Origin of the sequence: Parvimonas pharyngis, assembly GCF_046569675.1 — a bacterium.
In the GTDB taxonomy this organism is placed as follows: domain Bacteria; phylum Bacillota; class Clostridia; order Tissierellales; family Peptoniphilaceae; genus Parvimonas.
This window is the reverse complement of record NZ_JBKICJ010000005.1, coordinates 93,427-120,228: the sequence shown is the minus strand read 5'-3', so window position 1 is coordinate 120,228 and position 26,802 is coordinate 93,427. Positions and strand designations below refer to the sequence as shown.

Annotated in this window: 26 protein-coding genes; all 26 read right to left on the bottom strand. The window is 26.8% G+C overall.

The genetic code is table 11. The features are described from left to right. The 26 genes from ACLGL0_RS06805 to ACLGL0_RS06680 all read right to left on the bottom strand — a co-directional run bounded on the left by ACLGL0_RS06805 (position 1) and on the right by ACLGL0_RS06680 (position 26,517). Positions 1 to 711, bottom strand: coding sequence for a hypothetical protein (locus tag ACLGL0_RS06805; protein WP_411014121.1), 711 nt, complete (start codon positions 709 to 711; stop codon positions 1 to 3). A gap of 369 nt (positions 712 to 1,080) precedes the next feature. Then, the gene (gene hemW / locus ACLGL0_RS06800; protein WP_411014120.1) at positions 1,081 to 2,223 is read right to left on the bottom strand and encodes a radical SAM family heme chaperone HemW; all 1,143 of its coding nucleotides are present in this window, start codon (positions 2,221 to 2,223) and stop codon (positions 1,081 to 1,083) included. Between the two features lie 45 nt (positions 2,224 to 2,268). Continuing rightward, positions 2,269 to 4,077 carry a translation elongation factor 4 gene (gene lepA, locus ACLGL0_RS06795; protein ID WP_411014119.1) on the bottom strand — a complete coding sequence of 603 codons (1,809 nt, stop codon included), beginning with the start codon at positions 4,075 to 4,077 and terminating at the stop codon, positions 2,269 to 2,271. Positions 4,078 to 4,080: 3 nt separating this feature from the next. Then, entirely contained in the window at positions 4,081 to 4,653 is a 573-nt protein-coding gene (gene lepB, locus ACLGL0_RS06790; protein WP_411014118.1) for a signal peptidase I, read from the bottom strand. A gap of 26 nt (positions 4,654 to 4,679) precedes the next feature. After that, the gene (locus ACLGL0_RS06785) at positions 4,680 to 5,216 is read right to left on the bottom strand and encodes a chromate transporter (protein ID WP_411014117.1); all 537 of its coding nucleotides are present in this window, start codon (positions 5,214 to 5,216) and stop codon (positions 4,680 to 4,682) included. A 9-nt stretch (positions 5,217 to 5,225) separates the two neighbouring features. Then, a complete protein-coding gene (locus ACLGL0_RS06780; RefSeq protein ID WP_411014116.1) occupies positions 5,226 to 5,747 on the bottom strand; it encodes a chromate transporter in 522 nt (173 codons plus the stop codon). Between the two features lies 1 nt (position 5,748). Further along, entirely contained in the window at positions 5,749 to 6,549 is an 801-nt protein-coding gene (gene prmC / locus ACLGL0_RS06775) for a peptide chain release factor N(5)-glutamine methyltransferase (protein WP_411014115.1), read from the bottom strand. Between the two features lie 14 nt (positions 6,550 to 6,563). Then, positions 6,564 to 7,055, bottom strand: a complete 492-nt coding sequence (locus ACLGL0_RS06770) for a hypothetical protein (protein WP_411014114.1) — start codon at positions 7,053 to 7,055, stop codon at positions 6,564 to 6,566. Between the two features lie 163 nt (positions 7,056 to 7,218). After that, entirely contained in the window at positions 7,219 to 7,665 is a 447-nt protein-coding gene (gene nrdR, locus ACLGL0_RS06765; protein WP_314558308.1) for a transcriptional regulator NrdR, read from the bottom strand. Then, positions 7,665 to 8,720, bottom strand: coding sequence for a cell division protein FtsZ (ftsZ, locus tag ACLGL0_RS06760; protein ID WP_314558306.1), 1,056 nt, complete (start codon positions 8,718 to 8,720; stop codon positions 7,665 to 7,667). Before ftsZ ends, nrdR begins: the two co-directional genes overlap by 1 nt. 80 nt (positions 8,721 to 8,800) lie before the next feature. Further along, positions 8,801 to 9,664: a cell division protein FtsQ/DivIB gene (locus tag ACLGL0_RS06755; protein WP_411014139.1), complete on the bottom strand. Its 864-nt coding sequence runs from the start codon at positions 9,662 to 9,664 to the stop codon at positions 8,801 to 8,803. Positions 9,665 to 10,452: 788 nt separating this feature from the next. Next, positions 10,453 to 11,565: an undecaprenyldiphospho-muramoylpentapeptide beta-N-acetylglucosaminyltransferase gene (gene murG, locus ACLGL0_RS06750; RefSeq protein WP_411014113.1), complete on the bottom strand. Its 1,113-nt coding sequence runs from the start codon at positions 11,563 to 11,565 to the stop codon at positions 10,453 to 10,455. A gap of 1 nt (position 11,566) precedes the next feature. Then, positions 11,567 to 12,670 carry an FtsW/RodA/SpoVE family cell cycle protein gene (locus tag ACLGL0_RS06745; RefSeq protein ID WP_427189422.1) on the bottom strand — a complete coding sequence of 368 codons (1,104 nt, stop codon included), beginning with the start codon at positions 12,668 to 12,670 and terminating at the stop codon, positions 11,567 to 11,569. Beyond that, a complete protein-coding gene (gene murD, locus ACLGL0_RS06740) occupies positions 12,670 to 13,995 on the bottom strand; it encodes a UDP-N-acetylmuramoyl-L-alanine--D-glutamate ligase (RefSeq protein ID WP_411014111.1) in 1,326 nt (441 codons plus the stop codon). Before murD ends, ACLGL0_RS06745 begins: the two co-directional genes overlap by 1 nt. Positions 13,996 to 14,008: 13 nt before the next feature. Further along, entirely contained in the window at positions 14,009 to 14,980 is a 972-nt protein-coding gene (mraY, locus tag ACLGL0_RS06735; protein WP_314558292.1) for a phospho-N-acetylmuramoyl-pentapeptide-transferase, read from the bottom strand. Between the two features lie 15 nt (positions 14,981 to 14,995). Further along, complete coding sequence (locus ACLGL0_RS06730; protein ID WP_411014110.1) at positions 14,996 to 17,419, bottom strand: penicillin-binding transpeptidase domain-containing protein; 2,424 nt, start codon at positions 17,417 to 17,419, stop codon at positions 14,996 to 14,998. Positions 17,420 to 17,520: 101 nt separating this feature from the next. Further along, positions 17,521 to 17,886: a septum formation initiator family protein gene (locus ACLGL0_RS06725; RefSeq protein ID WP_314558286.1), complete on the bottom strand. Its 366-nt coding sequence runs from the start codon at positions 17,884 to 17,886 to the stop codon at positions 17,521 to 17,523. Positions 17,887 to 17,899: 13 nt separating this feature from the next. Next, a complete protein-coding gene (gene rsmH, locus ACLGL0_RS06720; RefSeq protein WP_411014109.1) occupies positions 17,900 to 18,832 on the bottom strand; it encodes a 16S rRNA (cytosine(1402)-N(4))-methyltransferase RsmH in 933 nt (310 codons plus the stop codon). A gap of 11 nt (positions 18,833 to 18,843) precedes the next feature. Further along, positions 18,844 to 19,281, bottom strand: a complete 438-nt coding sequence (gene mraZ, locus ACLGL0_RS06715) for a division/cell wall cluster transcriptional repressor MraZ (RefSeq protein ID WP_233056299.1) — start codon at positions 19,279 to 19,281, stop codon at positions 18,844 to 18,846. 286 nt (positions 19,282 to 19,567) lie between these two features. Further along, positions 19,568 to 20,317: a prolipoprotein diacylglyceryl transferase gene (lgt, locus tag ACLGL0_RS06710; RefSeq protein WP_411014108.1), complete on the bottom strand. Its 750-nt coding sequence runs from the start codon at positions 20,315 to 20,317 to the stop codon at positions 19,568 to 19,570. A gap of 9 nt (positions 20,318 to 20,326) precedes the next feature. Beyond that, on the bottom strand, positions 20,327 to 20,959 hold the full coding sequence (locus ACLGL0_RS06705) for a TIGR01906 family membrane protein (RefSeq protein ID WP_411014107.1): 633 nt from the start codon (positions 20,957 to 20,959) through the stop codon (positions 20,327 to 20,329). 1 nt (position 20,960) lies between these two features. Further along, entirely contained in the window at positions 20,961 to 21,704 is a 744-nt protein-coding gene (locus ACLGL0_RS06700; RefSeq protein WP_314558278.1) for a YebC/PmpR family DNA-binding transcriptional regulator, read from the bottom strand. A 2-nt stretch (positions 21,705 to 21,706) separates the two neighbouring features. Then, positions 21,707 to 22,414, bottom strand: a complete 708-nt coding sequence (gene nadE / locus ACLGL0_RS06695; RefSeq protein ID WP_411010023.1) for an NAD(+) synthase — start codon at positions 22,412 to 22,414, stop codon at positions 21,707 to 21,709. Positions 22,415 to 22,572: 158 nt separating this feature from the next. Then, positions 22,573 to 23,463 carry a LicD family protein gene (locus ACLGL0_RS06690; protein WP_411014106.1) on the bottom strand — a complete coding sequence of 297 codons (891 nt, stop codon included), beginning with the start codon at positions 23,461 to 23,463 and terminating at the stop codon, positions 22,573 to 22,575. Continuing rightward, complete coding sequence (locus ACLGL0_RS06685) at positions 23,463 to 24,683, bottom strand: MFS transporter (protein WP_411014105.1); 1,221 nt, start codon at positions 24,681 to 24,683, stop codon at positions 23,463 to 23,465. Before ACLGL0_RS06685 ends, ACLGL0_RS06690 begins: the two co-directional genes overlap by 1 nt. Positions 24,684 to 24,987: 304 nt before the next feature. After that, positions 24,988 to 26,517 (bottom strand): G5 and 3D domain-containing protein, encoded by a 1,530-nt coding sequence (locus ACLGL0_RS06680; protein ID WP_314558269.1) that lies wholly within the window; start codon positions 26,515 to 26,517, stop codon positions 24,988 to 24,990. Between the last annotated feature and the right edge of the window lie 285 nt (positions 26,518 to 26,802).

The window sequence follows — 26,802 nt, the reverse complement described above, 5'->3', positions numbered from 1 at the left end:
CTAATTTCCCCTATTTTTTAAACAATCATAATTTTTAGCCATATATCTTATTAATTTTAAATAATTATCTTTGTATTTTTTATTTCTCTTATTTTTAATTATATTCTTTATAATCTGCGTTATATTTTGAAAAGCTAAAATTATTATCATAAATAAAAATACAATAATTCCCACAATTACATATGTCTTTAAGTCTTCTGATTTTGTAATATTATTTTTTCCTATAAATATAGTAATTTTAGATGCAATAGTACTTAAAATTAACCTTATACCAGCAAAAAAAGCTGAAATAAAAGATGAAATTAAAATTGTTGAAATTAAACCTGTTCTTATTACAAAAGCTATTACTATTTTTGCACCTCTACTAAGAGCTTTTTGTAAAAATTCAAATGAATTTATATTAACATTTATGTTTTTTTCAAGTAAGAAATTTTCCCTAACTAAATCTTCTTCTGTTGGAAATTTACTAAAAATAAAATCTTCTAAGTATTTTAATTTCTCATGGTTTGTTCTAATATACTCTTTTACATCAATATTCAAAAATTCTTTAAGTTGTAAACTATAACCGTAATATTCATCATCAAACCAATTATCTATATCATTACTTTTTGGTAATTCTTCCACTTTATTTTTAAATAATTCTTTATTTATACTATATAGTACAAAGAATAATTCTAAACTTAAAAATATAACATATGAATAATTAACCAATGTTAAAAAGTAATTATAAAATATAAAATCATATTTAAAAATAGAAATGTATAAAATCAAAATTAAGTTAAAGAAGGCTAATATTTTAACTAACAAATTTAGAGGATACAGAAACTTAAGCTCATATTTTGTAAATTTATTCAAAAGAAAATAAATAGTATTCATAAAATTAAATATAATTATGAATCCCAATAAAATTTGTGAAAAATTAAAAATATAAGAAAGTTGGAATTCTAATACATAAAATGAACTTATAAAATATAACAAGTAAATACAACACCATAAACTATTAAATACAGTATTTATTTTTTTCAATAGTTTTTCGTATTTACAATTAATATTTTCTAATATATTACTTAATAAATTCATTTAATCACCTACTTCCTTTACATTACAATTTACAAAAAAACTATCCATTATATCAAATCCTTTTTTTGTAAAATATATTCGATCATCTTTAATTTCAATTACATTATTTTCAAGACCTATTTTAACAGCATCTTTATTTTCATTAAGAAAGTCTGCTTCAAAAAGTTTATTGTAATCAGAAATCAAAAATCCTTCCTTTAATCTCATATTCATTATAATATATTCAAATTTTTTAGTATTAATATCAATTTTTTCACAAAAGTCTATTGGAATATTACCTTTTTCAAGTTCTTTTATATATTTTGAAATATTAACTGTATTTGAAAATCTTTCATCATTAAAATAAGAATGTGATGAAATACCAAATCCTAAATATTCTTGACAATTCCAATATTTTTTATTATGAATTGACTCTTTTCCATTTTTAGCAAAGTTGGAAACTTCATATTGTTTTAGTCCAATATTTTCTAATTTTTCAACTAAAATATGATACATTTTTCTCTCAATATCTTCGTCTAAAAAGTTTAGTTTTCCTACATTTTGTAATGCTTTAAATTTTGTTTTTTCTTCAATAATTAAAGCATAATAAGAGATATGTTCTGGATTAATACTTTTAACAATTTCTAAATCATATAAAATATCATCAATACTCTGATTTTGATAGCCAAAAATTAAATCTATATTCAAATCAAATCCAAATTTTTTTACTAAATTTATGCTATCAATTGCTTCTTTTGAGTTATGATTTCTTCCTAGCTCTTTTAATATTTTATCATTAAAGCTTTGTATTCCAACTGAAAGTCTATTAATCTTTGACTTTTTATAAAATTCTAATTTTTTATCATCAAATGTTTTTGGATTTGTTTCAATTGTAATCTCGATATTTTCCAAAACAGTAAATTGTTCTCTTACTTTTTCTAAAATTTCAAAAATATATTCACCGTCTATAAAACTCGGAGTTCCTCCTCCAATAAAAATCGAATCTATTAGAAATTCTTTATTACCTTTTAACTCAATCTCTTTTTTTATAGCTTCTACATATTCTTTTATTTTTGAATTAGCACCCTGAAAAGCAGTAAAATCACAATAATTGCAAATTTTATCACAAAAAGGGATGTGAATATATATTCCTAGTTTTCTCATTTTTCTCCTATTAGGCAAAAAGCCTATTATTTAATAGGCTTTTTTCTATTTTTCATCATATTTTAATACTGCTAAGAAGGCTTGTTGAGGTACTTCTACGCTACCAATTTGTTGCATCTTCTTCTTACCTTCTTTTTGTTTTTCAAGTAATTTTCTCTTTCTTGAGATATCTCCACCATAACATTTTGCAAGTACGTCTTTTCTCAAAGCTCTAACTGTTTCTCTAGCAATAACTTTTGATCCAATTGACGCTTGAATAGGTACTGCAAATTGATGTCTTGGAATTTCATCTTTTAGTCTTTCAACAATATTTCTTGCCCTATCATAAGACTTTTCACGATGGACAATTATTGAGAATGCATCAACTAAATCACCATTAATTAAAATATCTAGTTTTGCTAAATCAGAACGTTGATATCCTTTTAATTCATAATCAAGAGAAGCATATCCCTTTGTTTTTGATTTTAATGCATCAAAAAAGTCATAAATAACTTCATTTAATGGCAAAATATATCTTAAACTAACTCTATGTTGGTCCAGATATTCCATATTTTCAAAAATACCTCTTTTATTTTGACATAAATCCATTATTGTTCCAACATAATCTTTTGGAGTCATAATATTTGCCTCAACAATAGGTTCTTCCATATATTCTATTTCTGTTTCTTTTGGTAAATTACTTGGATTTTGAATTTCAAGAATTTCTCCTGTTTTCTTTGCAACTTTATAAATTACAGATGGAGCAGTAGTTATTATATTTAAGTCAAATTCTCTATCAAGTCTTTCTTGGATAATTTCCATATGCAATAATCCTAAGAATCCACATCTAAATCCAAAGCCTAAAGCAACAGAGCTTTCAGGTTCAAAAGATAATGAAGCGTCATTTACTTGAAGTTTTTCTAATGCTTCTCTAACACTGTTAAAATCTTCACCTTCAGCTGGATAAATTCCACAATAAACCATTGGAACAACTTTTTTATATCCTGGTAATGCTGAGTCAGTCATATTTTCGTAATCAGTAATTGTATCCCCAACTCTTGCATCTTTTACATTTTTAATACTAGCTACAACATAGCCTACATCTCCAGCTTTTAATTCTCCAGTTTGAACATTTCCAGATGCTGTATATCCTACTTCTGTTACTTCAAATTTACCCTTAGTTGCCATCATATAGATTGTCATGCCTTCTTTTAATGTTCCTTCTACTACACGAACATAAGACACAACACCTTTATATGAATCATAATATGAATCAAAAATTAGAGCTTTAAGTGGAGCATTTTCATCTCCAGTAGGTGCCGGAACATTATTTACAATATCTTCTAAAACATCTTCAATATTAAGTCCCTCTTTTGCAGAAACTAATGGTATTCCATCTGTATCAAATCCTGTTATATCTTCTATTTCTTCCTTTACTTCATCAATTCTAGCTGATGGTAAATCTATTTTATTTATAACCGGTAAAATTTCTAAATCTTGTTCTAAAGCTAAATATACATTTCCTAAAGTTTGTGCCTCAACACCTTGAGTAGCATCTACTACTAGAATTGCCCCTTCACAAGCTGCTAAACTTCTGGAAACTTCATAAGTAAAGTCAACATGTCCTGGTGTGTCTATAAGATTTAAAACATAAGTTTCTCCATTTTTAGCTTTATAGAAAAGTTTAACAGCTTTTAGTTTTATAGTAATTCCTCTTTCTCTTTCAAGATCCATACTATCTAAAACCTGTTCTTCCATTTCTCTTTTGCTCATCATTCCTGTTTTTTCTATTAATCTATCCGCAAGTGTAGATTTTCCATGATCTATATGTGCAATTATGGAAAAGTTTCTAATATTTTTTTGATCTATCTTCATAAATTACTTTAGCCCTCCTAAATTATTAAAAGGATAATATCTAAATATAATTTTACCAACAATATCAGATCTTGAAATAACACCTAAATCTCTACTATCTCTACTATTTGATCTATTATCCCCCAAAACGAAAACATATCCTTTTGGAACTTCCCATTTTGTAGTTTCACTATGTGGTGTAGTAACTTCTGTACTAACATAATCTTCTTCCAATTTTTTTCCGTTTAAATAAACTCTATCATTTATTAGTTCAACTGTATCACCTTCAACAGCTATAACTCTTTTTAGATAATATTTTTTAGATTCTGGAACATAAAAATCAATAACATCTCCACGAGTAATATTTTTTTTCATAAAAAACAATTTATTAACCATAAGTCTATCCCCATGATTTACTGTTGGATTCATACTTCTTCCATCTACTATTGTACTTGTTACACCAAATGTTTTTATTCCAAAACTAATTAAAAGTGCAAGAATAATAATTTTTGCATAGTCAAAAAAAGTTTTTACAAAACTATTATCTTTTTTATCTTTTAACTCTTTTTTTTCTTCATAAAATCTATCTTCTATCATAACTTCCTCCAAAATAAGTTATATTTTTAATGTTTATCTACTAAATATTTACAATACAAAACATATCCAAATCCACCAAAAAATATAACTAGAAATGGACTAATTTTAAAATAGCTAACTAATATTAAAACAACTAACCCAATTACATAATGAAATGCTTTTAGTTGTGTCTTCTTACCAAGAATTACTACTGCTGAAGCTAAAACTGCAACTAAAGCAGGTTTAACAGCAATAAAGAATTTATTAACATAGTAATTTGTACTCATATCTTTAAAAAATATTGCAATTAAAAGTATTGATAAAAAAGCTGGTAAAATAGAACATATTAAGCAAACTATTGCTCCTTTTATACCTTTTATTTTATATCCAACAATAATACTAATATTGCAACCTAAAACTCCCGGTACACTTTGTGCTATACCAAGTGCATCTAGAAATTCTTCTTGAGTCATATATTGTTTTTTTTCTACAATTTCTTTATTTATAACCGGTATCATCGCTGCTCCCCCACCTACAGTTAGAGTGCTTATCCATAAAAATGTCTTAAATAATTGAAATAACATTGTTGCCTCCTAAATAATCCACATTCCAATAAATCCAGTTACAAAAATAGCAATTATTGGATGTAAATTTTTAAAAGTTGTTAAATAAAAAATAATTCCAAATACAATAAATGAATAAATTGAATAAAAGTCCGAATCTATTACTGAAATACAACTTGATGCAATTAAGCCAAGTACAACAGGTCTAATTCCAACAAAGAAATTTTTTATATGTTTATTATCACTAAACTTTTTCATAAATATTACAATCAAAGTTATTAAAATAAAACTTGGTAGAATTACTGCTAATGTAGCAATAATAGATCCTATAACACCATTACCAACAGTATAACCAACAAATGTAGCAAGATTTATAGCTATTGGTCCAGGTGTTACTTGTGAAATTGTTACAAAATTTATAAAGTCAGACATTTTTATCCAACCATATTTATCTACAACAAGAGATATAATCAACGGAATCATAGCATATCCGCCACCAAAATTATATGCTCCTATAAATAGGAAAACCAAAAATAAGCTAATTAAAATCATTTTATCTCCTCTTAGCTATTATAATTCTATCAAAACCTGCAAAATCTTTCTCTTGAATCAAAATTTCAAATCCATTATCAATCAATAAATTAGAAATATCTTCCATTTGATTGTATCCAATTTCAAAAGCCAATATACCTTTATCAGATAAATAGTTTAAAGAATTAGTTATTATTTCTCTATAAAAAAATAATCCATCTTTTCCTCCATATAAAGCATTTTGAGGTTCAAATGATAGCTCTTTTTCTAATGTTTTCATATCAACTTCATCTATATAAGGTGGATTTGAAACAATTATATCAAAATTATTATCATTAACATTTGAAAAAATATCACTTCTAAAAAATTCAACATTTTTTAATCCTAATTTATCTTTATTTTTTTTTGATAAAATTAGTGCATCTTCACTTATGTCTATTCCATAAATATAAGAATTTACAAGATTATCAGCTAAAGCAAGACTAATAGCTCCACTTCCACAACCAATATCTAAAATTTTATCCTTTTTACAATCTATTTTTAAAATTTCATCAACTAAAATTTCTGTTTCAAATCTAGGAATCAAAGCTGATTCGTCTACATATAATTCTAATCCATAGAATTCCCATTTCCCAAAAATATACTGTAACGGATAATTTTGCTTTCTCTTTTCGATTATTTCTAAAAACTTATCATATATTTCATCAATACAAAAATTTAAATCAGCTTTTAATTCAACCAATTTTCTTTCAGTTAAAAATTCTAAAATTAGCCAATTCTCATTTGTATCTCCATGTTTTTTAATTAAATCTTTTATATTCATATAAAACTCCTAATCTAAGAGATTTTTGAATATAAATCATAGACAAAATTATAAAAATCATCTGAAACTGTTACATAAAAAGTATACTCATTATATTTTAAAGTAGCTGTTTTATCTTCAGCAGATAATGATATTGTAAAAATATTATTATTGCTCTCAAAATTTATTGTTATGTCTATTGTTCCCATAGTAAGATTCGAATTAGATACAAATTTTGTAAAATCTACTTTTGCAATAACATCTTCCATTAATTTTTTATCTTCAATTATATATTTCTTATCGTTATCAGCTTTTGTAATAACTATTTTATTTAACTCTTGAGAAGATAAGTACTTCTTTTCGATTTTTAAGACATCATTATTATTTGCATCAGTAACAATATAATATTTTTCTCTTTCTTTTCTTAATCTTGCTCTTTCTACACTAGATTGATAAAAAATTGTTCCTAATCCTAAAAATTCGATGACTAATACTATAATAACTATAGGTCTAATATTTTTTTTCATAAAGCTCTCCCTAATATAATGATAACAACAAATTATAATCTTATTAATCCATTATTATTTTATCATAATTTGAAAAAAAAATAAATTAAAAATAAGCAATAATAAGCTAAATATTCATATTTTTTAGAATAATATAAAAAAAGAGGTGAATTTTCATTCACCTCTAAAATTCTTTTTGTAAATATTCCAAAAATGCTTTTTTATCTTTGAAGTCTTTATATACAGCAGCAAAACGAACATAAGAAACTTCATCAAGTGATTTTAAATATTTTAAAACCAATTCTCCAATCTGAGTAGATTTAATTTCATTTTTATAATTTTGTCTAATATCCATCTCAATACTATCTATAACAGATTCTATCTCTTTGTCTTCAATATTTCTTTTTTCACAGCATTTTTTTATACCAGCAAAAACTTTATTTCTTGAGAAGATTTGTCTTGAGCCGTCTTTCTTTAATACAAAAATTACAAACTCAGGCATTTTTTCATAAGTTGTAAATTTATAATTACATTTTTCACAAACTCTTCTTCTCTTTACATAAGTTTTATCATGAGAATTTCTAGAATCTAAAACTCTAGTAGTTTCTGCTCCACAGTTAGGACATTTCATTATCTTAAGAAACTTGGAATGTCTAAATCTAATCCGTCATCTTTTTTATCTAATACAGATTTTTTTTCAACGCCAGATGATCTTCTAATTCCACCTGATACAAGAGGATCAAATCCAGTTGCAATAACAGTAATCTTAATATCATCTCCTAATGATTCGTCAACACCTGTACCAAAGATTACATTAGCATCTCCATCAATAGCTTCTCTAATTAATTCAGCAGCTTCATGCGCTTCGAAAAGACCAACATTTGCAGCTGTAACATTAAGAAGAACAGCTCTAGCTCCATCAATAGAAGTTTCAAGTAAAGGACTATTAATAGCCATTTTTGCAGCTTCAATGGCTCTGTTTTCTCCACTTGCTCTACCGATACCCATATGAGCAACACCCTTATCTTCCATTACTGATTTAACATCTGCAAAGTCTAAATTAATTATACTTGGAACAGCTATTAAATCTGAAATACCTTGAATACCATTCATTAAAACTTCATCAGCCATAGCGAATGCTTCTAACATTGTAGTTCTCTTTTCAGCAATTTGAATTAATTTATCGTTTGGAATTGTAATTAAAGTATCAACTTTTTCTTTAAGAGCTTCAATACCTTGTTCAGCTTGGATTGCTCTTTTTCTTCCTTCAAAAGTAAATGGTTTAGTAACTACACCAACAGTTAAAATTCCCATTTCTTTTGCAATTCCTGCAACAACTGGAGCAGCACCTGTACCTGTTCCACCGCCCATACCAGCAGTAACAAATACCATATCTGTTCCTTCAAGAGATTTCATTATTTCTTCTTTACTTTCTTCTGCAGCTTTTTCTCCAACTGATGGATTAGCTCCAGCTCCAAGTCCTCTTGTTAATTTTTCTCCAATTTGGATTTTTGTTTCTATATCAATAGAATTTAAAATTTGTCTATCAGTATTTACTGCTACGAAATCAACACCTCTTAATCCAGATTGTTTCATTCTTGAGATAGCGTTATTTCCGCCTCCACCGATACCAAATACTTTAATCTTTGCTAAATCATTTCCATAAACTTCCATTTCAAATGCCATTATAATTTCCTCCTATGTTATTTATACTTAATTATTTAGATAACCATTGTTATTATACTAAATTTTCAAACAAAATTCTACTATTTTTTAACGATTATTGGATTATCTCCAACATTTAATATAATTTCTTTTGCATTAATTCCTTCTAATTGTATCTTTTTAATTAAAATTCCAATTATTTGAGTTTTCTTTGCATAATCTTTTAAATCTCCAAATGTAACTTTGAAAGAATTTTTGAATTCTAAAACAATTTCTGAATCATTTGTAAAATCTATACTAACAATATCAAAGTAATATTCCTTTGTTATTATATCAAGTAAGAATTTAACTTTATCCTCATCATTAGAGAAGTTTTCTCCTACTTTTAATCCAGTTCCAGAAATACCTTTCAACTGAATTCCAGAAGCTTTAGAATTATCAGTTGCAACTTCTTTAACTTTTCCGTAGTTATCTATTGTTGTCAATCCACTAGCAGTATTGATATATGCACTTACATAATTTTCTTTAACTTCTATTTCTAGAATATTAGGAAAATTCTTCTTAACATTTACGCTTTCAATATTTGAAAGTTCTTTTAAGTTTTTCTTAATTTTACTTGTTGAAACTAAAAATATATTATCTCCAATATTTACTCCACTTTTAGAAATTAAAATTTCTTTTTCGTTTGCTACATTTCCAACAACATTTATATAATCTATTTTAAATAAATCATGAGTTAAACCAAAATAAACTGATATTGCAAAACATGCTAATAAAAATACTAATAAGAATTTACAGAATAATCTAAACCCTCTTCTTTTTTTCTTTTTATTACCTTTCTTGTCTATATAATATTCATCTTCTTCATCTTCATCTTCTTCATCAAAAGAAAACTCATCTGTAGTATCCTTCAAATCTTCATAATAATCTGGTTTTTGATTTACATTTACAAAAGCTTGTGTCATTGTAGTATCAACTTCATCTAAGCTTCCAAAATCGTCATCATCTTCTTCAACTAATTCATTATTTTCGATTATTTCTTGATTTTTTTCAAATAAAGAATCATAATTTCCTTCATTACTTGATAATTCATTATTTGCAATACTATATTTGTTAAATATTGAATCTTCTTCATTATTATCTACAACAGGTATTTCAGAATTTTCAACTCCATCTTCAAACTTATCTTCAGGTTGAACCTTAATTTGTTGAGTTTCTTCTAAAATATTTTCTTCTTGTATATTATTAGATTGAAAATTATCATTTTGAACTTCTTCTGCTTGTTTATCTACTTGATTTTCAACATTTGGAACAATATCTTCTTCTGATTCTAAACTTCCAAAATCATCATCGTCATCTTCATCTAATACTTCTTCATATTCTTCTTTAGATTCAAATTCTTTGCTTTCACTAATATCCTTAAGAGTTTCTTCTTCCTTTTCATTTACTATTTCAACTTCATTTTCTTCTTTAGCATCAATTTCGTTAGGAATTTCTTGAAAAACTTCATCTTCTAAAATTTCTGCAGATGTTAATACCTCATCTTTTGTTTCTTCAGAAGAAGCATTTTCTTTCTCGTAATTTTTCTTATCAAAATCTACACTTTCAAAATCTTCAAAGAATGATTCGTCAATAGTATAACTCTTAGATTTCAAATTATCATATTCATAAAATTCATCATGCTCTGAACTAACTTCATCAGATCTCTTTTTTACAAATATTTTTGGCTTTTTTCCGTTATTACCAGACATCCTTATCTCCTCCCTTTAAATTTATCATAAAAAATTGAAACAAAATCGCTTACTGCATTTGGTGTTGCAAATTTCTTTGCGTTTTCTTTCATTTGTTCAAGTTTATTATTATCAAAAACTATTTTTTCTATATTTTCCCATAATAAATCTGAATTCAAATCTTTTTCAAGAATTAGCTCAGAAGCTCCTATATCTTTATAGGCTCTAGCATTATATTCTTGATGATTTTCAGTAGTATAAGCTTTCGGTATTAATATACTAGCCAATCCAATTTTTGAAATCTCAGCTAGTGTTATTGCTCCAGAACTTGTTATTACTAAGTCTGAAGCTCCGTATGCTTTATCCATTTCTATCATATAAGGTAAGATTCTTACATTCTTACCAATTTTAATTTCTCTTTTATTTACTTCTTCTATGAATTTATCATAATTTTTTTTACCAGTAACATGAATTAAAGATATTTTTTCATTACTATTAAATTTATCTAGAAGTCCTATTACAGCTTTATTTAATTCTTCACTACCATTGCTTCCTCCAAAAGAAAATATATTTTTGGTATTTTTATCAAGTCCAAAAAACTCTAATGAACTCTCTCTATCCAATACTTCAAATCTATTTCTTATCGGATTGCCTGTTACAACACATTTTTCGTTATTTTTAAAGAATTTAATAGATTCCTTAAATGTAACAGCCATAGCGTCAACATATTTTGATAATATTCTATTTGTAATTCCAGGGTAGCTATTTTGTTCGTGGAATATTGTATAAATTCCAAGTTTGTGTGCTTTATATAAAACTGGTCCTGTTACAAATCCTCCAGTACCAATAACTACATCTGGTTTGAATTCTTTTAATATTTTCTTTGCTTGAGACAGTCCTTTTAACAATACAAATGCAGACTTAAAAAGTTTCAAATTGATTTTTCTAGGAAGTCCCATTACTTCTATTGATTTATAGTCGATATTTAAGCTTGGAATCAATTCGCTTTCCATACTATTTTTCGAACCTATATATAAAATTTCTATACTTTCATCTCTTTTTTTTAATTCTTCAATTATTGCAACGGCAGGATATATATGTCCTCCTGTACCTCCACCTGTTATTACAACTTTCATATTATCTCCCTTTAGTATCATGTCTTACAATTCCCAAAATTATTCCAATCATTATTGAAGTCATAACCAAAGATGAGCCACCATAACTAATAAAAGGTAAAGTAACTCCTGTAGGAGGAATTGTTCCTGTAGCTGTTCCTATATTTACTAATGTTTGTAGTCCTATTGAGAAAGTTATCCCAAATATTACCATTTGTCCATATAAATTTTTAACATTTCTTGCAATCATTATTCCAAGGTAAGCTAAATAGATATATACCCCAATCAAAATTACTGACCCTACAAATCCAAATTCTTCTGCAATAGTCGCAAAAATGAAGTCATTGTGTGCTTCGGACAATGTAAATTTTTGTCTACCATTTCCAAGTCCAACTCCTAAAATTGAACCATTCGTTATTGCAAAAAGAGATTTTATTAATTGCCATGATTTAGAATCTCTGTATTTTAACGGATTAATAAATGCATGAATTCTACTCGCTCTACTATATCCAGAATTTAACTTATATATAACACCAGCGCTAGCAAGTACAATTCCCATTCCAGAGAATAATAATACTTTTTTATCCATCCCAGCAATTACATACATTGCAGTTAAAGTTCCTATAATTATTAATGTAGTTGAAAAATCCGGCTGAATCATAACTGAAATGGATGATAAAGCTACAATTACAAAATATTTTAGAAATATATTCCTAAAAGTAAAATTATTCTTATATCGATCAATAATATATGCCATCATCATAATTGAAGCGATTTTCATAAAGTCAGAAGGCATAAATGTAAACCCACCTAGTTTTATCCATCTTCTAGCATTATAAATATTCATTCCAAGTGGTGTAAGCACTAAAAATCCCATAAGAAATACAGCAATAAAAATTTTCGGACTTTGCTTTCTAAATTTTAAAATATTTATATGTGAAAATAAAAACATAGATAGAGCAGAAATAGCAACAAATATTACATGTTTTCTTGTTATTTCTATTTCATTTCCTTTTATTCTATAGCTATATGGCCAACTTGAACTAAATACCATTACTACTCCAAATAGAAGTAACAGCACTACAACTATAATTAGCCTTTTAGTATACTTGTCAATTTTATTCATTATAATCCATTTACCAACTTTTTAAATAAATTTCCTCTTTCTTCATAGCTTTTAAACATATCCCAACTAGCAGACGCTGGTGAAAGTAATACATTATCACCACTTTTTGCAAGTTCAATACATTTTTCTACTACTTCTTTATAATCATTAACTAATATATTATTGTCAAATCCATTTTTCTTTGCAGTTTCATAAAACTTTTGTTTTGTATCTCCAACTAGAACTAGAGCTTTTACTTTACCATTAAAACTTTCAAATAAAGGGTTAAAGTCAACATTTTTATCATACCCACCCAATATCAAAATTATTGGTTTTTCTAATGCTTCTACAGCTTTTATAGTTGAATCTACATTTGTTCCTTTTGAATCATTATAAAACTTAATTCCATTAAATTCTCTAACGAATTCAATTCTATGTTCAACGCCACCAAAATTTTTACATGCAAAAATAATAGTATCTAGATTTATACCATAATTATAACAGATTGCGATAGAAATTAAAACATTTTGAGCGTTGTGTTTTCCTAAAATTTTTAAATCTTTCATAGAAAATAACTTTTCGTTTTTATGATAAAAATTATTTTCTCTAAGATAAAAATCTACACTATTATCTTTCAATGAAATCTTTGTAATATTTGTATTTTCAACTTTTATATTATTTAAAATTTCATCATCAATATTTAAAACTAGATAACCATTTTTATCCATATTTTTAAATATTTTTAGTTTATCTTCTATATAATTTTCATAACTTCCGTGCCAATCAATATGATCTGGAGTAATATTACCAATTGACGCAATAGTAGGTTTAAAATTTTCAGTATTATGAAGTTGAAAACTACTTACTTCAATAATATTAACAGTTTCTTCATCAGAATTATATATTTCCCAAAGCATACCAATTCCAATATTACCAACTACTTTTGACTTGATATTTGCCGTTTTAAAAATTTCTCCTACTAAGCTTGTTGTAGTAGTTTTTCCGTTTGTACCTGTAATTGCAATAATTTTTCTTTTTGGAAATAAAGAGTATGCTAATTCTAAATCTGTATAAATTGGAACTTCTTTGGTTTCAAAATATTTAATTACTTCATTAATCGGTTTAATTCCTGGGCTTTTAACTATAAAATCAAAATAATATTCTTTATAATTTTTAATAAACTTAAAATTAAAATCTTTAATTTTTTCAAAAACACTTCCTAATTCTGATTCTTCTTTGTCATCATAACAATAAACATCAGCCTTTAAAGAACTAAGAGTTTTTATAGTTGAGATTCCAGATAAACCTAAACCTATAACCAAAACTTTTTTATTTGCAATTTCCATAAACTACTCCTAATTAAATGCTATAAAATAAATTCACAGCTATTATTGATAATATTCCACTAATTACAGCAAATGCTGTAACAATTTGTGGTTCTTTATATCCCTTTAACTCATAATGATGATGAATAGGACTCATCAAGAAAACTCTTTTTTTATTTCTTGTCTTATAACTTACAACTTGAATAATAACTGATAATGCTTCTATTACATAAATTCCACCAATAATTGGCAAATAGAAAATCATTCCATTTAAAATACAAATTGTTGCAATAGCACCACCTAATGCCATTGAACCAGTATCCCCCATAAAAACTCTTGCAGGGTATGAATTAAATAATACAAAACCCATTAAACTAGCCATAAACACTAATGAGAATACTCCAACACTTGGATATCTTGATGAGCTTATAACTGCTAGTCCTAAAAATACAGGTATTGATACTGAGGATGAAAGACCATCTAAACCATCAGTCAAATTTGTTGCATTTGCAGTTCCTATCATAACAAAAATAACTATTGGGTATATTATCCATCCAAAGTGAACAGGATTCTTAACAAAAGGTACTAATTGATATGTTAAATCTGTTCCTACAACTAATTCAATAAAAATAATTACAACTATACTAATTACAAATTGAATTATCAATTTTTGAATTTCAGTTAGTCCTAACGATCTTTTCATAACAAGTTTAAAGAAGTCATCTAAGAATCCAATGAAAGTAAATCCTAACATTCCAATTAATACTGAAAAAACTTCTCTTGAAAAATTACCTAAACAAAATGTAGTAAGTATAATTGCCACAACAAAGAATACTCCACCCATCGTTGGTGTTCCTGCTTTTGATAAATGGCTTTGAGGACCATCATCTCTTATATTTTGACCTAGTTTAAACTTTCTTAAATAAGGAATAGAATACTTAGCTATAATCACCGTTAGAAAAAAGCTAACTAAAACACTCCATAGTGTATAATTTGATATTCTCATTGTTCATCTCCTAAATTAGTCTTCAAATGTAAGCACTATTTCTTCATCTTTAGAAATATAGCTTCCTATTTCTTTACTTGAAGATACAAATTTACCTTTACCACCAGAAGTTTTATATTTGTATCCCATCTTATTTACAACATTAATAACTTGTTGATATGTCATTTTTGAAAAATCTACAACTAATAATTTTTCGTTTTCATCGTCTGATAATGTCAACTTAATTGTACTTCCATCAACAACACTATTTCCAGGATCTTCACTTTGTTTTGTTACTACAGATTTTGAAGAGCCTGATCCGTCAATTGTATAATTTAAATATTCTTCTTTTAAAATTTCAGAAGCATATTCTAATGTTAAACCTCTTACATCTGGTACTCTTGTTTTTCTAACTAATGCATTTTCATCATTTGATTTAGCAATTTGTTTATACTCAACAATTTCTTCAGCTAATTTTTTCGCTAGTGGTGCACATACACTTGTACCACCAACATTCACCTTAGGTTCATCAAAAACAATTAAAATACTATATTTTGGATTTTCAATAGGAAAAGCAATATACAGTGATGCAATTGTCTTTTTATCATCATATTTACCATTTACAGCTTTTATTGTTGTACCAGATTTTCCCCCAATTCTAACGCTATTAGAGTATACTTTCTTAACAATACCATCTGTTACACCATGTTCCATTATTACTCTCATTTTATCACTTGTTTCTTTGGAGATAATTTGATTTTTAACAATGGCTTCATTTTCTTTTAATTTAATTTTATCTTCTGAATCTTTTTCTACATTTTTTATACTAATTTGAGGCTCTAATAAATAGCCTCCATTAACAACTGCATTTGCAGCCATTATCATTTGAATTGGTGTTACAGCTAAACCGTGACCATAACTCATTGTTGCAAGTTCAGCCGCTCCAATATCAGATAAAGATTTTGGTATTTTTCCAATAGATTCTCCTGGCAAAGTTATTCCAGTCTTATTTCCAAAACCAAAACCATTTATATATCTATAAAATTTTTCTTTACCTAAATGTCTAACCATTTGTACAAAAGCAGGGTTACAACTATTATCCATTGCTTCTGTAAAAGTTTCTTTACCATGAGGATTTTGCCAGTTAAAACATCTAAGAGTAATTCCAGGAATATCTTTTATAAATCCATTACAGAAAAATGTTGAATCTAAAGTATCTGTATTTTCCTCTAAAGAAGATGCCGCAGTGATCAGCTTGAATACTGAACCTGGCTCATATGCATCACTAACAGCTGGGTTTCTCCACATAGTATATACTTTTTCTAATTTTGATTTTTCGTCTAAATTTTCAAATTCTTTAAGAGCAGTCTCATCAAGTGGAACAGTTGGATTATTAGCATCATATTTTGGAAAACTATCCATTGCAATAATATCACCATTTGTTACATCTGATACTATAATACTTAATTTTATTGGCTTTTCTAAATCAAAATACTGTTTTCCATAATCCGAAACATATTTTTGAATTGTGCTATCAATGGTTAAGTATAAATCTTTTCCATCTTTTGCTTCTACTACATCTTCTACTGATTTATTAAGGCTTTCTCTAATAACTCTCTTTGAGCCATTAGTTCCAGCTAAAGAATTATTTAAATAATTTTCGATTCCACTTTGTCCACCATTTTCACTGGCATGACCAATAACAAAAGGTGCTAAAGTTCCGTCTACATAAGTTCTACTTTGTTCTATTTCTACACTAATAATAGAAGAATTTATATCTTTAATTTCTTTAGCTACTTCAGGGCTAATACTCTTTTTAATTTTAAAATTCGTTCCTCTATCAGCTCTATCAAATACTTTTTTCTTATCAAGCTCAAGAGCAGAAAATATTTCATCTAATTTCTTTTCTTCTGTTTCTCTAGCTTTTTGAGAATAAAGTTTAAATTTATCATATTCTAAAATAGAAAAATAAACTTCTTTACTATTATTGACACTTATAATAAGAGAATTTTTAGATTTCACAACAGAATTTTGTTCTTCTGTTATATCTTTTTTAATTAATAAATTATTATATTGATCAGCTTTTTCAAAAATTTCTTCTTTATTTAATTGTAAAATATCAAAAATTTTATCTAATTTTTCCGTCTCAGCATCTTTATTTTTTCCTGTAGACTTTTTATAACGATTATAATCAAAAGTTGAAAAATACCCATTATAGACACTAATACTCTTTGCTAATATATTTCCATTTCTATCAAAAATAGAACCTCTTTTAGCTTCAAGTTCTGTATAACTAACAGAATCTTTAAATTCTTCAACACTATATTTATTTCCTGAATATAATTGTAAATATGCCAATTTAGTAATTATTATACTGAAAAGTATTATAAATACAAAAAATAAAACAGCCGAACGAGAAGAGACTGTTTTATTTTTAATACTATATTTCCTATTTTTCATTTAAACTCCCCTTGTCTAAGTTTAATAAGAACCCCACCCATTCCTTGATGCTTAGCATCGGGTGGGCTCCTGGGAACCTTGTTGTTAAACAACAAAATAAATTATTTAATCTTATCTAAATATCTAACTTGTTCTTTTTTTGGAAAATCCATATTATAATTAAGTCTTGCAATCTTTGCAATTCTATCAACAGATTTATAAGGCTCAAGTTTCATATTATGATCATCTCTTTCTGTTTCTAACGAGCGAATTTCAGAGTTTAGTGTATTTATTATTCTATTTTGTTGAGCAATATTTAGATATCCATATAAAATCACTACACTAAACAAAACTGTAACAGTTATCAATGAGATAAGTGCAATGTTTTTATATAAACTGGATTCTCTGGTAATTCCGTAGGCTTTTTTGTTTTGCTCCGAAATTCTCTCGCCTGAAACGTTAATATATTTTACTTGAGCCATGCTCATATAAATCATCCTCCTAATACTTTGAACAAACCCTTAATTTTGAACTTTTTGATCTTGGGTTTTTTTCCATTTCTTCTTTAGAAGGCACTAGTGGTTTTTTAGTTATAATCTTTATCTTTGGCTTATTATTACAAACACAAACATATAATTCCTTTGGACAAATACATCCTCTAGCCAAGTCTTTAAATGAATCTTTCACTATTCTATCTTCTAAAGAGTGAAAAGTTATTATACATAATCTACCATTTTCATTTAATCTTTCCACTATATCAGGGATTACATTTTTTATTACCTCAAGTTCTCTATTAACCTCAATCCTAATTGCTTGAAACACTCTTTTTGCAGGATGTCCACCTTTAGCTCTAACAGATTTTGGAATAGCCCTTTCAATAATATCGACTAATTCAAAAGTAGTTCTTATTAACTTTTCTTTTCTATAATTAACTATAAATTCTACAATTCTTTTCGTCCATTTTTCTTCACCATAGTTATAAAAAATATATTCCAAATCATCAGAATTGTAAAAATTTACAACGTCAAATGCTGTTTTTTTAAGATCTCTGTCCATTCTCATATCCAATGGAGCATCAATCATATAAGAAAAACCTCTTTGTCCATTATCTATTTGATATGAAGAAACTCCAATATCTAATAAAACACCATCAACTTTTTCTATCTCAAAATAATCCAATATTTCTTTAAAATTTTCAAAGTTACTTTTATAAAATAGAACATTATTTGAAACTTTTAAAAGTCTATCTTTGGCAACAGATAAAGCCTCTTCATCTTGGTCAACACAAATTAGTTTTCCATTTTTTATTCTTTTTAAAATTTCAGTTGAATGGCCTGCACCACCAACAGTTAAATCTACATAAATTCCATCTGGTTTTATATCTAGGTTATCTATTACTTCATCCAACATTATTGGTATGTGATTAAATTCCATAATTAAATCCCTTAAAAATCAAGACCATCAAATTTTTCAGACATAATATCGTCGTTACTATATTCAGCTTGACTATATTCATCCCATTTTTCTTTAGACCAAATTTCAATTCTGTCGGAAACACCAATAATCATTACATCTCTTTCGATTCCGGCAAATTCACGTAGATTTTTGTTTACAACAAATCTTCCTTGTTTATCTAAGTCAGAATTCATAGCACAACTACAAAAGAATCTAGTAATTGAACGCACGTCTTTTTTACTAAAACCCTTTGAATTAAGCTGTTCTGTAAATTCAGTCCATTTTTGTTCAGTAAAAACAAATAGACAGCCTTCAAGACCACGAGTAACTATAAAATTAGATCCTAACTCATTTCTGAATTTTGATGGCATAATCAATCTGCCTTTATCATCTAAAGTATGTGGAAAATCTCCTAAAAACAATGCCATCACCTCCTAAAAATCTAACTCCATTTTACTCCATTTTGTACCACATTTTTTGATACATCTATATTTTATACTATTTTTTCATATATTGCAACCCTTTTTGCAAAAATTTTTTAAAAAATAAAAAATACAATTTTATGTTAAAACGTGTATTTTTAAATATTTTATTAATAACTTCAAAAAAAGTGGAGGAAAATTCCTAAATTTTTTTTAAAAAATTATGTTTTTTTTCTATTTTTTTGTAAAAAAAAACTACATAGATTAATCTATGTAGTTAAATTTATATTAATTATATATCTTTTCCATATTTTCTATTTAAGAAGAAAAGAATACTTCCTACTATCACTCCAAAAAGTGATAAAACTTGTGAAACTCTGAAACCTAAGAACATTAAACTATCTGTTCTTAATCCTTCAACAAAAAATCTTACAATTCCATACAAAATTGCGTAGAAAAGTATTATCTCACCTTTTTTCTTTTGATATTTTCTGATATAAATCATTAGAAATATAAAAATCAAGAAATTTCCTATTGATTCATATAAGAATGTTGGATGATATTTTTTTCCATCAATTATTACCGCCCAAGGTAATGTTGTTTCAGTGCCATGAGCTTCTTGATTTATAAAATTACCCCATCTTCCAATTGCTTGTCCAAGAATAAGCCCTGGAGCGCATACATCAGCTAAATCTCTAAAATCAATTTTATTATATTTACTAAAAAAGTAAACCACAATTATAGCCCCGATAACTGCGCCATATATAGCTAATCCACCTTCTCTAATATTTATCATTGATTTGAAATTACCTTTATATTTATCCCACTCAAATATTACATAGTATATTCTTGCTCCTATAACACTTATAGGTAATGCAAAAAGCAATAAATTAGAAATATCATCTTCTTTTATATTTCTAAGTTTTGAGTTTTTTGTAGCTACAAAAAGTCCTGCCATAATTCCAAAACAAATAATAATGGCATACCACATTATATCTACTCCAAAAAGAGAAAATGCAACTCTGTCAATTTTTACTTCCATATTTTTCTCCTAATTATAATCATAATTTTTCATACTTAAAAAAATATAAATTAAACAAATAACAATCGTTGATATTACTAGTACATTTAAAAATAACACAAAGAAAAACTCTTCAGGTAATATTCTTATCATTAAGTCTGTTTTATAGTCCAAAAGCCACAAATCATTATTAAAAAATAATTTATGGAAATAGATAAAACTATCCGAAAAGAATATAGAACAAACACCAAGAAAAGAAATCACAGAAAGATAAGCTATCAAAATATACTTTTTTATATATTTTAAAAATAAATTATCATTTTTAAATATTTTATATAACAATACCATAAACGAAATGATAAATAAAATGAAATAAACTATTCTGTCTAATTTAAAAAGTTTATATACATCTTCCATATGTGAAATTTCTTTTTCATTGAAATGATTTTTTAAAACTTCTTTATCTCCATTTTTTATAAATTCAACTAACGATTTACTAGCACTCTCAATCCATTCTTTAGAAAGCCCTGATTCTTCATCAATTTTATATTCTGTATGAAAATTATTATAGTAAGAAATATCTTTAGCCATAAAATCAATTGAATATAATAAGATACATAAAATTATACTCAACGAAATCAAAAAAGCAAATATTTTTTTCATACTATTCTACATCTAGATCTTCAGGTATTTCCCAATTATGGTAAACATTTTGAACATCATCATTATCTTCTAATTGGTCGATCATCTTAACCATTTTTTTAATATTATCTGGATTTGTAATTTGAGAATTATTGCTTGGTACATATTCTAAGTCACAAGCGCTAAAAGTATATCCCTTTTCTTGCAACGCATCTCTTAATGATATAAAATCAGCAACTTCAGAATATATTGTATATCCTTCTTCATCAGATTCAAAATCACTTGCCCCATTTTCTAAAGCGAAGTCCATTAATTCATCTTCTTCAGCTTGATCTCTAGAAATTACAATAACTCCTTTTTTATCAAACATAAATAATACTGAACCATTTTGTCCTAAATTTCCACCATGCTTATCGAATGCATGTCTTACATCTGCAGCAGTTCTATTTCTATTGTCTGTTAAACATTCAACTACTACTGCTATTCCTTCTGGACCGTATCCTTCATATATTATTGTTTCATAGTTAGAAGAATCTCCATCTCCAGATCCTTTTTTCAATGCTCTTTCAATATTATCATTAGGCATATTTTCTGCCTTTGCTTTTTCAATTGCAGTTTTTAATGCAGGATTGTACTCCGGATCTGCTCCACCTTCTTTAACTGCTACAATTATATAACGAGCAAGTTTTGTAAATATTTTTCCTCTTCTTGCGTCTTCTTTTCCTTTTTTATGCTTAATCGTGCTCCATTTATTATGTCCTGACATAATTACCTCCTAAATCCTTTTGCAAAATTTCTTTTATGCTCAGAAATTTTTACCATTCTATTAATTTTTTCTTCTATTCTTTCATCTATTTTTTCATTATTTATATATTTTTCTAAATCATTATAGGTAAAACCCATTTCGTCTTCATCAGTTTGATCTTCAAATAGACCTGCACTTGGTGGCTTTTGAATAATCTTATCTGGAATTTCTAAATATCTTGCCAATTCAAATATTTCTTTCTTAGTAAAATCTACTAATGGCATTAAATCAGATCCACTGTCTCCATATTTTGTAAAATATCCTACAGTAAATTCTGATTTGTTACTTGTTCCAACGACTAAATATCCTTTTAATTGTGCATAATAGTATAATGTTGTCATTCTAAGTCTTGGCTTAACATTAGCATAAGCCATTTGATTATCACCTTTTTCAACAACTTCTACAAATTCAGAATATGTTCTTGATAAATCAACTTTAATAGCATTTAAATTAAACTTGTCAATAACTAACTTTGCATCTATTTCGTCTTCAAAAGAACTATTTATCGGCATCATTATAGCTAAAGATTCATCTCCAAAGGCAAGTTTTGAAAGTGCAGCAATAACAGCTGAATCAACTCCTCCACTAAGTCCATAAACTATTCCTTTACAATTTGCTTCCTTTACAGAATCTCTGAGCCATTCAACAAGATTATCAACTACTTCTTTCATAATAACACCCCCTTAAAGTCTTTATTAAATATACAAACCAATTATAAGTCTTTACATTTTTAATATTTTCACAAATAGCGCAAAACTGTAATTATTATACCAAAAAATCAAAAAAAATTCTACAAAAAGTCAAAAAAAGCTATGATTTTACTCATAGCTTAGTTTTTTTCTTGATATTCTCTAAAACTTTTATTTACATCTGCAAGATGAAAATTATGGTGATTTTCTCTTTGGTCTTCTGGTGGCAATTTCATATAATCACCATATAAAACTCTTAAATATTCATCATAATTTTCAGGAGCATTAACTTTCAAATCTTCAAAGTCTACTTTTACTCCCGTCCCTAACAAATCTCTTTTAAAAGGCATAATATAAAAATTATCTACTAGACAAGCAACATATTCGCAATCTGCAAATTTTGGATTATCTTTTGGAACAGACATTTTTGATATATCTGTCTTTATCTTATTTGGTATTGTTTCTCCCAATTTATAAACAAACTTTTTACTAAAACCACTTATAGCATTTGAAAAAGCATTAGTATCCGCTTCTTCAAACACAGGTTTTTGTTTAACCCTTAAATCCATAACTTTACTTTGACCTTTGATATACCCATCTAGCGGAAAAATATCAATAAATACTCCATGATTTATATCAACATCAATAACATGTTTTTCAAAAAGAGTTGTATCACTATCCCTAAGTTTTGCAAAATTTAAAGCATACTTTGGATCAGTTTCCATTGTCTGTATAAAATAATTTTCTGGCAAATATTCACTAGCTTCAGCAATAAATTTATCATAATCTTCTCTCGGCATACAAACATCAACATCATCATCCCAAGGGATAAAGCCTTTATGTCTTATAGCTCCAAGCAAAGTTCCAAATCCAATATAATATGTTAAGTTCATCTTTTCACAACAAGTAATGAAATTCTTAAGAATTTCTAATTCCTTTTTCTTTAAAGCCTCAAAATCTATATCAAATTTTCTCTTTTTGTATTCACTTTTTATTTTCCAAGTATTTTTTGAATCAAATTTAAAAATCATTATTTCTCTTCCTTCGGTAATTGTAACATTATAATATAGCCTACAACAAATAGAGGAATAATACCAAGAATAGAATATCTTGGATTATGAGTTATTGTAGTTATCAAACTCATAATAAAAGGTCCTACTATAGCTGCAAACTTTCCAAATATATTATAGAATCCAAAAAATTCATTTGCATTTTCTTTTGGAATAATCTTTGCATAATAACTTCTACTCAAAGCTTGAATTCCACCTTGAGCAGATGCAATAAATGTTGATAAAACAAAAACATGAATAAGATTACTCATAAAATACGCAAAAAAAACGGAAACCATATATGTAATAATTCCAACTTTAATCATAGTTTTAGTTCCAAATTTATCTGCTAGCTTTCCATAAATTATAGCAAAAGGAAAGGCTACTATTTGAACATAGATTAAAATACCTAAAAGAACAAGCGTATTAAATTTATCTGCATCTAAAACGGACTTAGCATATGGTATAACCATTTTTATAATAGTATCTACTCCATCAATATATAAGAAGTAGGAACATAAAAATATAACTACTACTTTGTTCTTCTTAATATTTTTTAATGTATGGAAAATTGTTGAAAAACTTTCTTTAACAGGATTAGGAACTGGATCAACTCCATATACCTGATCTACATTTTTATACATTGGAATCGTAAGTACTAACCACCAAAGTGCCGTTATTATAAAGCCTATTTGATAACCAAGAGGATTTTTCATTCCAAAGATTAAAACTGCCCCTAAACAAAACATAAATGGAATTACACTTGCTATGTAACCATAGGCAAACCCTGCAGTGCTAATTTTATCCATTCTTTCATCATTTGTTACATCAACTAAAAATGCATCATAAAAAATATTAGAACCTGCAAAAGTTACACTACCTAAAATAAAAAAAGCCATCAATAAAGGTAATCCTAGTTCACCTGCAAAAGATAAAAATAGTGTAGAAAAAATTGCAATAATTGAAAATAACGTAAATAATCTTTTCTTCATACCTCTAAAATCAGCTATAGTTCCAAGCACAGGACTAAGAATAGCTATAATAATGCTTGCAAACGAATTATAGTATCCTAAATTCATTTCATTTCCACCAATCATCCCAAAATAAATTGGGAATAATGCTGTAGTAATTGCCATAGAATAAGCAGAATTAGCACAATCATATAAAATCCAGCTCAATTCTTTTTTTGAATAACCGAACATATACTTCCTCCAAATAATAAAAATAAATATAATATTCCATTCTAACTTTTTGACTAAAAAAATAATGTGTAAACACATAACTAATATCTAATGAAATAATTGTAAAATAGCCATATACCATCATTTTTTAACAAAATCATTATATCATATTTAAAAATTATTGTCTATTATATTATTGTTTATATATTTATAAATATACATCCCAACATTCCACGATGCTTGATAGGGTAGATTTCCTGGAACCTTCTTGTTTCAAAATAAAAAGAGAAGAAATACTAAAATTTCTTCTCTATCTTCATTCAAATTATTTTAGAATATAAACTTTTACATTTCTTCTACCAAAAGCTTCAGCTTTTGCTCTATCAGTATAGCAAAGATCTATTCTATTTCCCTTTATGGCTCCACCTGTATCTTCCGCAACAGCGTAACCATAACCTTCAATGTATAATTTTGTTCCTAAAGGAATAACTCTAGGATCTACGGCAACTACCCCATATCTAAGTCTAGTTCCCATTTTTGTAGTGTTATATCCTCCATTTTCTGCTGGATCATCAGTATATGAAGTTGCATTCATAACTAATACTTTACTATATTCAAAATTTGTATCAGTTTTTTTGTTATCAGATGTTTCTGTAGTTGATACTGGTTTAGTTTCAGCTTTTTCAGCTGCTACTTTTTCTTGTTCTTGTTCTTTAGAAACAACTTTTCCATCAACTAAAACTTCATTTGAATTAACTGTAACTTTTTCTGAAACTGCATTTTCATCTTTCTTATCCGCATTAGAATCAGCTACTTTAATTTCACCTTCAGATTCATTTACTTCAAATCCTGTTGCTTCTTCTTTATTTACAGATGATAATAAAGCTCTAAAATTAACATATTTTGCTAACTCATCAGTAGAAACATAATATAAGTTTTTAGCTCCAGACTCAGTAATTAGCTTTTCAACATCTAAATTCATTGAATCTGAATCAATTACTAAATACTCATAATCAACTTTATCAGCAAATATATAAGAACTTAACATATCTGTTAAATTTTTATTTTCAGTTAAAACAACATTGTTATTTTCTTTTGAAGAGTATTCATCTTTGAAAATCTTTACTAAATCTTTTCCATCTAAAGAATAACTCTTTATTTCTTTCTTATCTTTTTTAGATAAACTATATATTTTAACTTTTAAATCTTCTGGTAAAGAATTAACTCCATCATAGAAGTAAATATTACCTTCATTCTTAACTTCTGATATTATATTTTCATCGACTTTTTTAGTTGAATCATAGATATATAAGCTCATATTATAGATACGTGCATAATGAATAGCACCTAAAATATCAGAATCATTTCCCGAATCAACAATCAAAAGATCACGATTATCTAAAAATTTATTTACATATAAATTCGTGTCATCAGGATTGTTTGAACCAATTCTTTCGAATTTAATTCCTAAATCATTCAAAATATCATCTGAAATTGAACTATTATCTCCAACAACATACACTTGCTCGCTTTTTTTCAAAAGTTCTTTTGAAACATCATCTATATTATTATCCTTTACTGGAATAATAACTCCGTTCCTATCTAGTGAAAGTAAACCTGCCAAGCTGAAGTTAATTTTATTGTCTATATTAACTACGTAAGAAACTTTTGAAGCACTACCATTAGTGTTATCTAAAATTCTGTTGTTTACTTTTTCAATAGTTTTAGAATCGGATTCTGATGAAATTACAAATCCTTTTACTTTTTCGTCTGCAAGTGACTTAGATGAAAATCCAGAAAATGTAGCATATACACACAAACATGCTAAAACACTTCTAAATATTGCTCTTTTCAAATAATCACTCCTTAATTAAATTAACCAGATTAACAGCTTTAATCTGATAATAAAATTATAATGATTTTACATAAACCAGTCAATAAAATTCAAATTTTTCGGGACAAAACCTAAAAAAACGCATAAATTTAACAAAGTTTTTAACTTAAAAATAGTATTTGTAACATTTTTGTAATTTTTTTTAATTTATACTTCTCTAATTTTCAAAGGTTACAGAAGTGTTACAATCAAAAGGCGTTTTTTCGTAAAAAAAACTTGAAAATATTAAAAAAATGTAATATTTGC

Bases quoted from the DNA above. Each gene is read 5' to 3' on its own strand.
- ACLGL0_RS06770 (WP_411014114.1), bottom strand. From the start codon at position 7,055: ATGAAAAAAAATATTAGACCTATAGTTATTATAGTATTAGTCATCGAA.
- ACLGL0_RS06690 (WP_411014106.1), bottom strand. From the start codon at position 23,463: ATGATTTTTAAATTTGATTCAAAAAATACTTGGAAAATAAAAAGTGAA.
- hemW (WP_411014120.1), bottom strand. From the start codon at position 2,223: ATGAGAAAACTAGGAATATATATTCACATCCCTTTTTGTGATAAAATT.
- ACLGL0_RS06785 (WP_411014117.1), bottom strand. From the start codon at position 5,216: ATGTTATTTCAATTATTTAAGACATTTTTATGGATAAGCACTCTAACT.
- rsmH (WP_411014109.1), bottom strand. From the start codon at position 18,832: ATGGAATTTAATCACATACCAATAATGTTGGATGAAGTAATAGATAAC.
- lgt (WP_411014108.1), bottom strand. From the start codon at position 20,317: ATGGAAGTAAAAATTGACAGAGTTGCATTTTCTCTTTTTGGAGTAGAT.
- ACLGL0_RS06700 (WP_314558278.1), bottom strand. From the start codon at position 21,704: ATGTCAGGACATAATAAATGGAGCACGATTAAGCATAAAAAAGGAAAA.
- mraZ (WP_233056299.1), bottom strand. From the start codon at position 19,281: ATGGCATTGTTTTTAGGAGATTTTCCACATACTTTAGATGATAAAGGC.
- mraY (WP_314558292.1), bottom strand. From the start codon at position 14,980: ATGAGAATATCAAATTATACACTATGGAGTGTTTTAGTTAGCTTTTTT.
- ACLGL0_RS06685 (WP_411014105.1), bottom strand. From the start codon at position 24,683: ATGTTCGGTTATTCAAAAAAAGAATTGAGCTGGATTTTATATGATTGT.
- nadE (WP_411010023.1), bottom strand. From the start codon at position 22,414: ATGAAAGAAGTAGTTGATAATCTTGTTGAATGGCTCAGAGATTCTGTA.
- murD (WP_411014111.1), bottom strand. From the start codon at position 13,995: ATGGAAATTGCAAATAAAAAAGTTTTGGTTATAGGTTTAGGTTTATCT.
- ACLGL0_RS06745 (WP_427189422.1), bottom strand. From the start codon at position 12,670: ATGAATAAAATTGACAAGTATACTAAAAGGCTAATTATAGTTGTAGTG.
- lepA (WP_411014119.1), bottom strand. From the start codon at position 4,077: ATGAAGATAGATCAAAAAAATATTAGAAACTTTTCCATAATTGCACAT.
- nrdR (WP_314558308.1), bottom strand. From the start codon at position 7,665: ATGAAATGTCCTAACTGTGGAGCAGAAACTACTAGAGTTTTAGATTCT.
- ACLGL0_RS06730 (WP_411014110.1), bottom strand. From the start codon at position 17,419: ATGAAAAATAGGAAATATAGTATTAAAAATAAAACAGTCTCTTCTCGT.
- ACLGL0_RS06725 (WP_314558286.1), bottom strand. From the start codon at position 17,886: ATGAGCATGGCTCAAGTAAAATATATTAACGTTTCAGGCGAGAGAATT.
- lepB (WP_411014118.1), bottom strand. From the start codon at position 4,653: ATGATAGAAGATAGATTTTATGAAGAAAAAAAAGAGTTAAAAGATAAA.
- ACLGL0_RS06780 (WP_411014116.1), bottom strand. From the start codon at position 5,747: ATGATTTTAATTAGCTTATTTTTGGTTTTCCTATTTATAGGAGCATAT.
- ftsZ (WP_314558306.1), bottom strand. From the start codon at position 8,720: ATGGCATTTGAAATGGAAGTTTATGGAAATGATTTAGCAAAGATTAAA.
- prmC (WP_411014115.1), bottom strand. From the start codon at position 6,549: ATGAATATAAAAGATTTAATTAAAAAACATGGAGATACAAATGAGAAT.
- ACLGL0_RS06755 (WP_411014139.1), bottom strand. From the start codon at position 9,664: ATGACACAAGCTTTTGTAAATGTAAATCAAAAACCAGATTATTATGAA.
- ACLGL0_RS06705 (WP_411014107.1), bottom strand. From the start codon at position 20,959: ATGAAAAAAATATTTGCTTTTTTGATTTCGTTGAGTATAATTTTATGT.
- murG (WP_411014113.1), bottom strand. From the start codon at position 11,565: ATGAAAGTTGTAATAACAGGTGGAGGTACAGGAGGACATATATATCCT.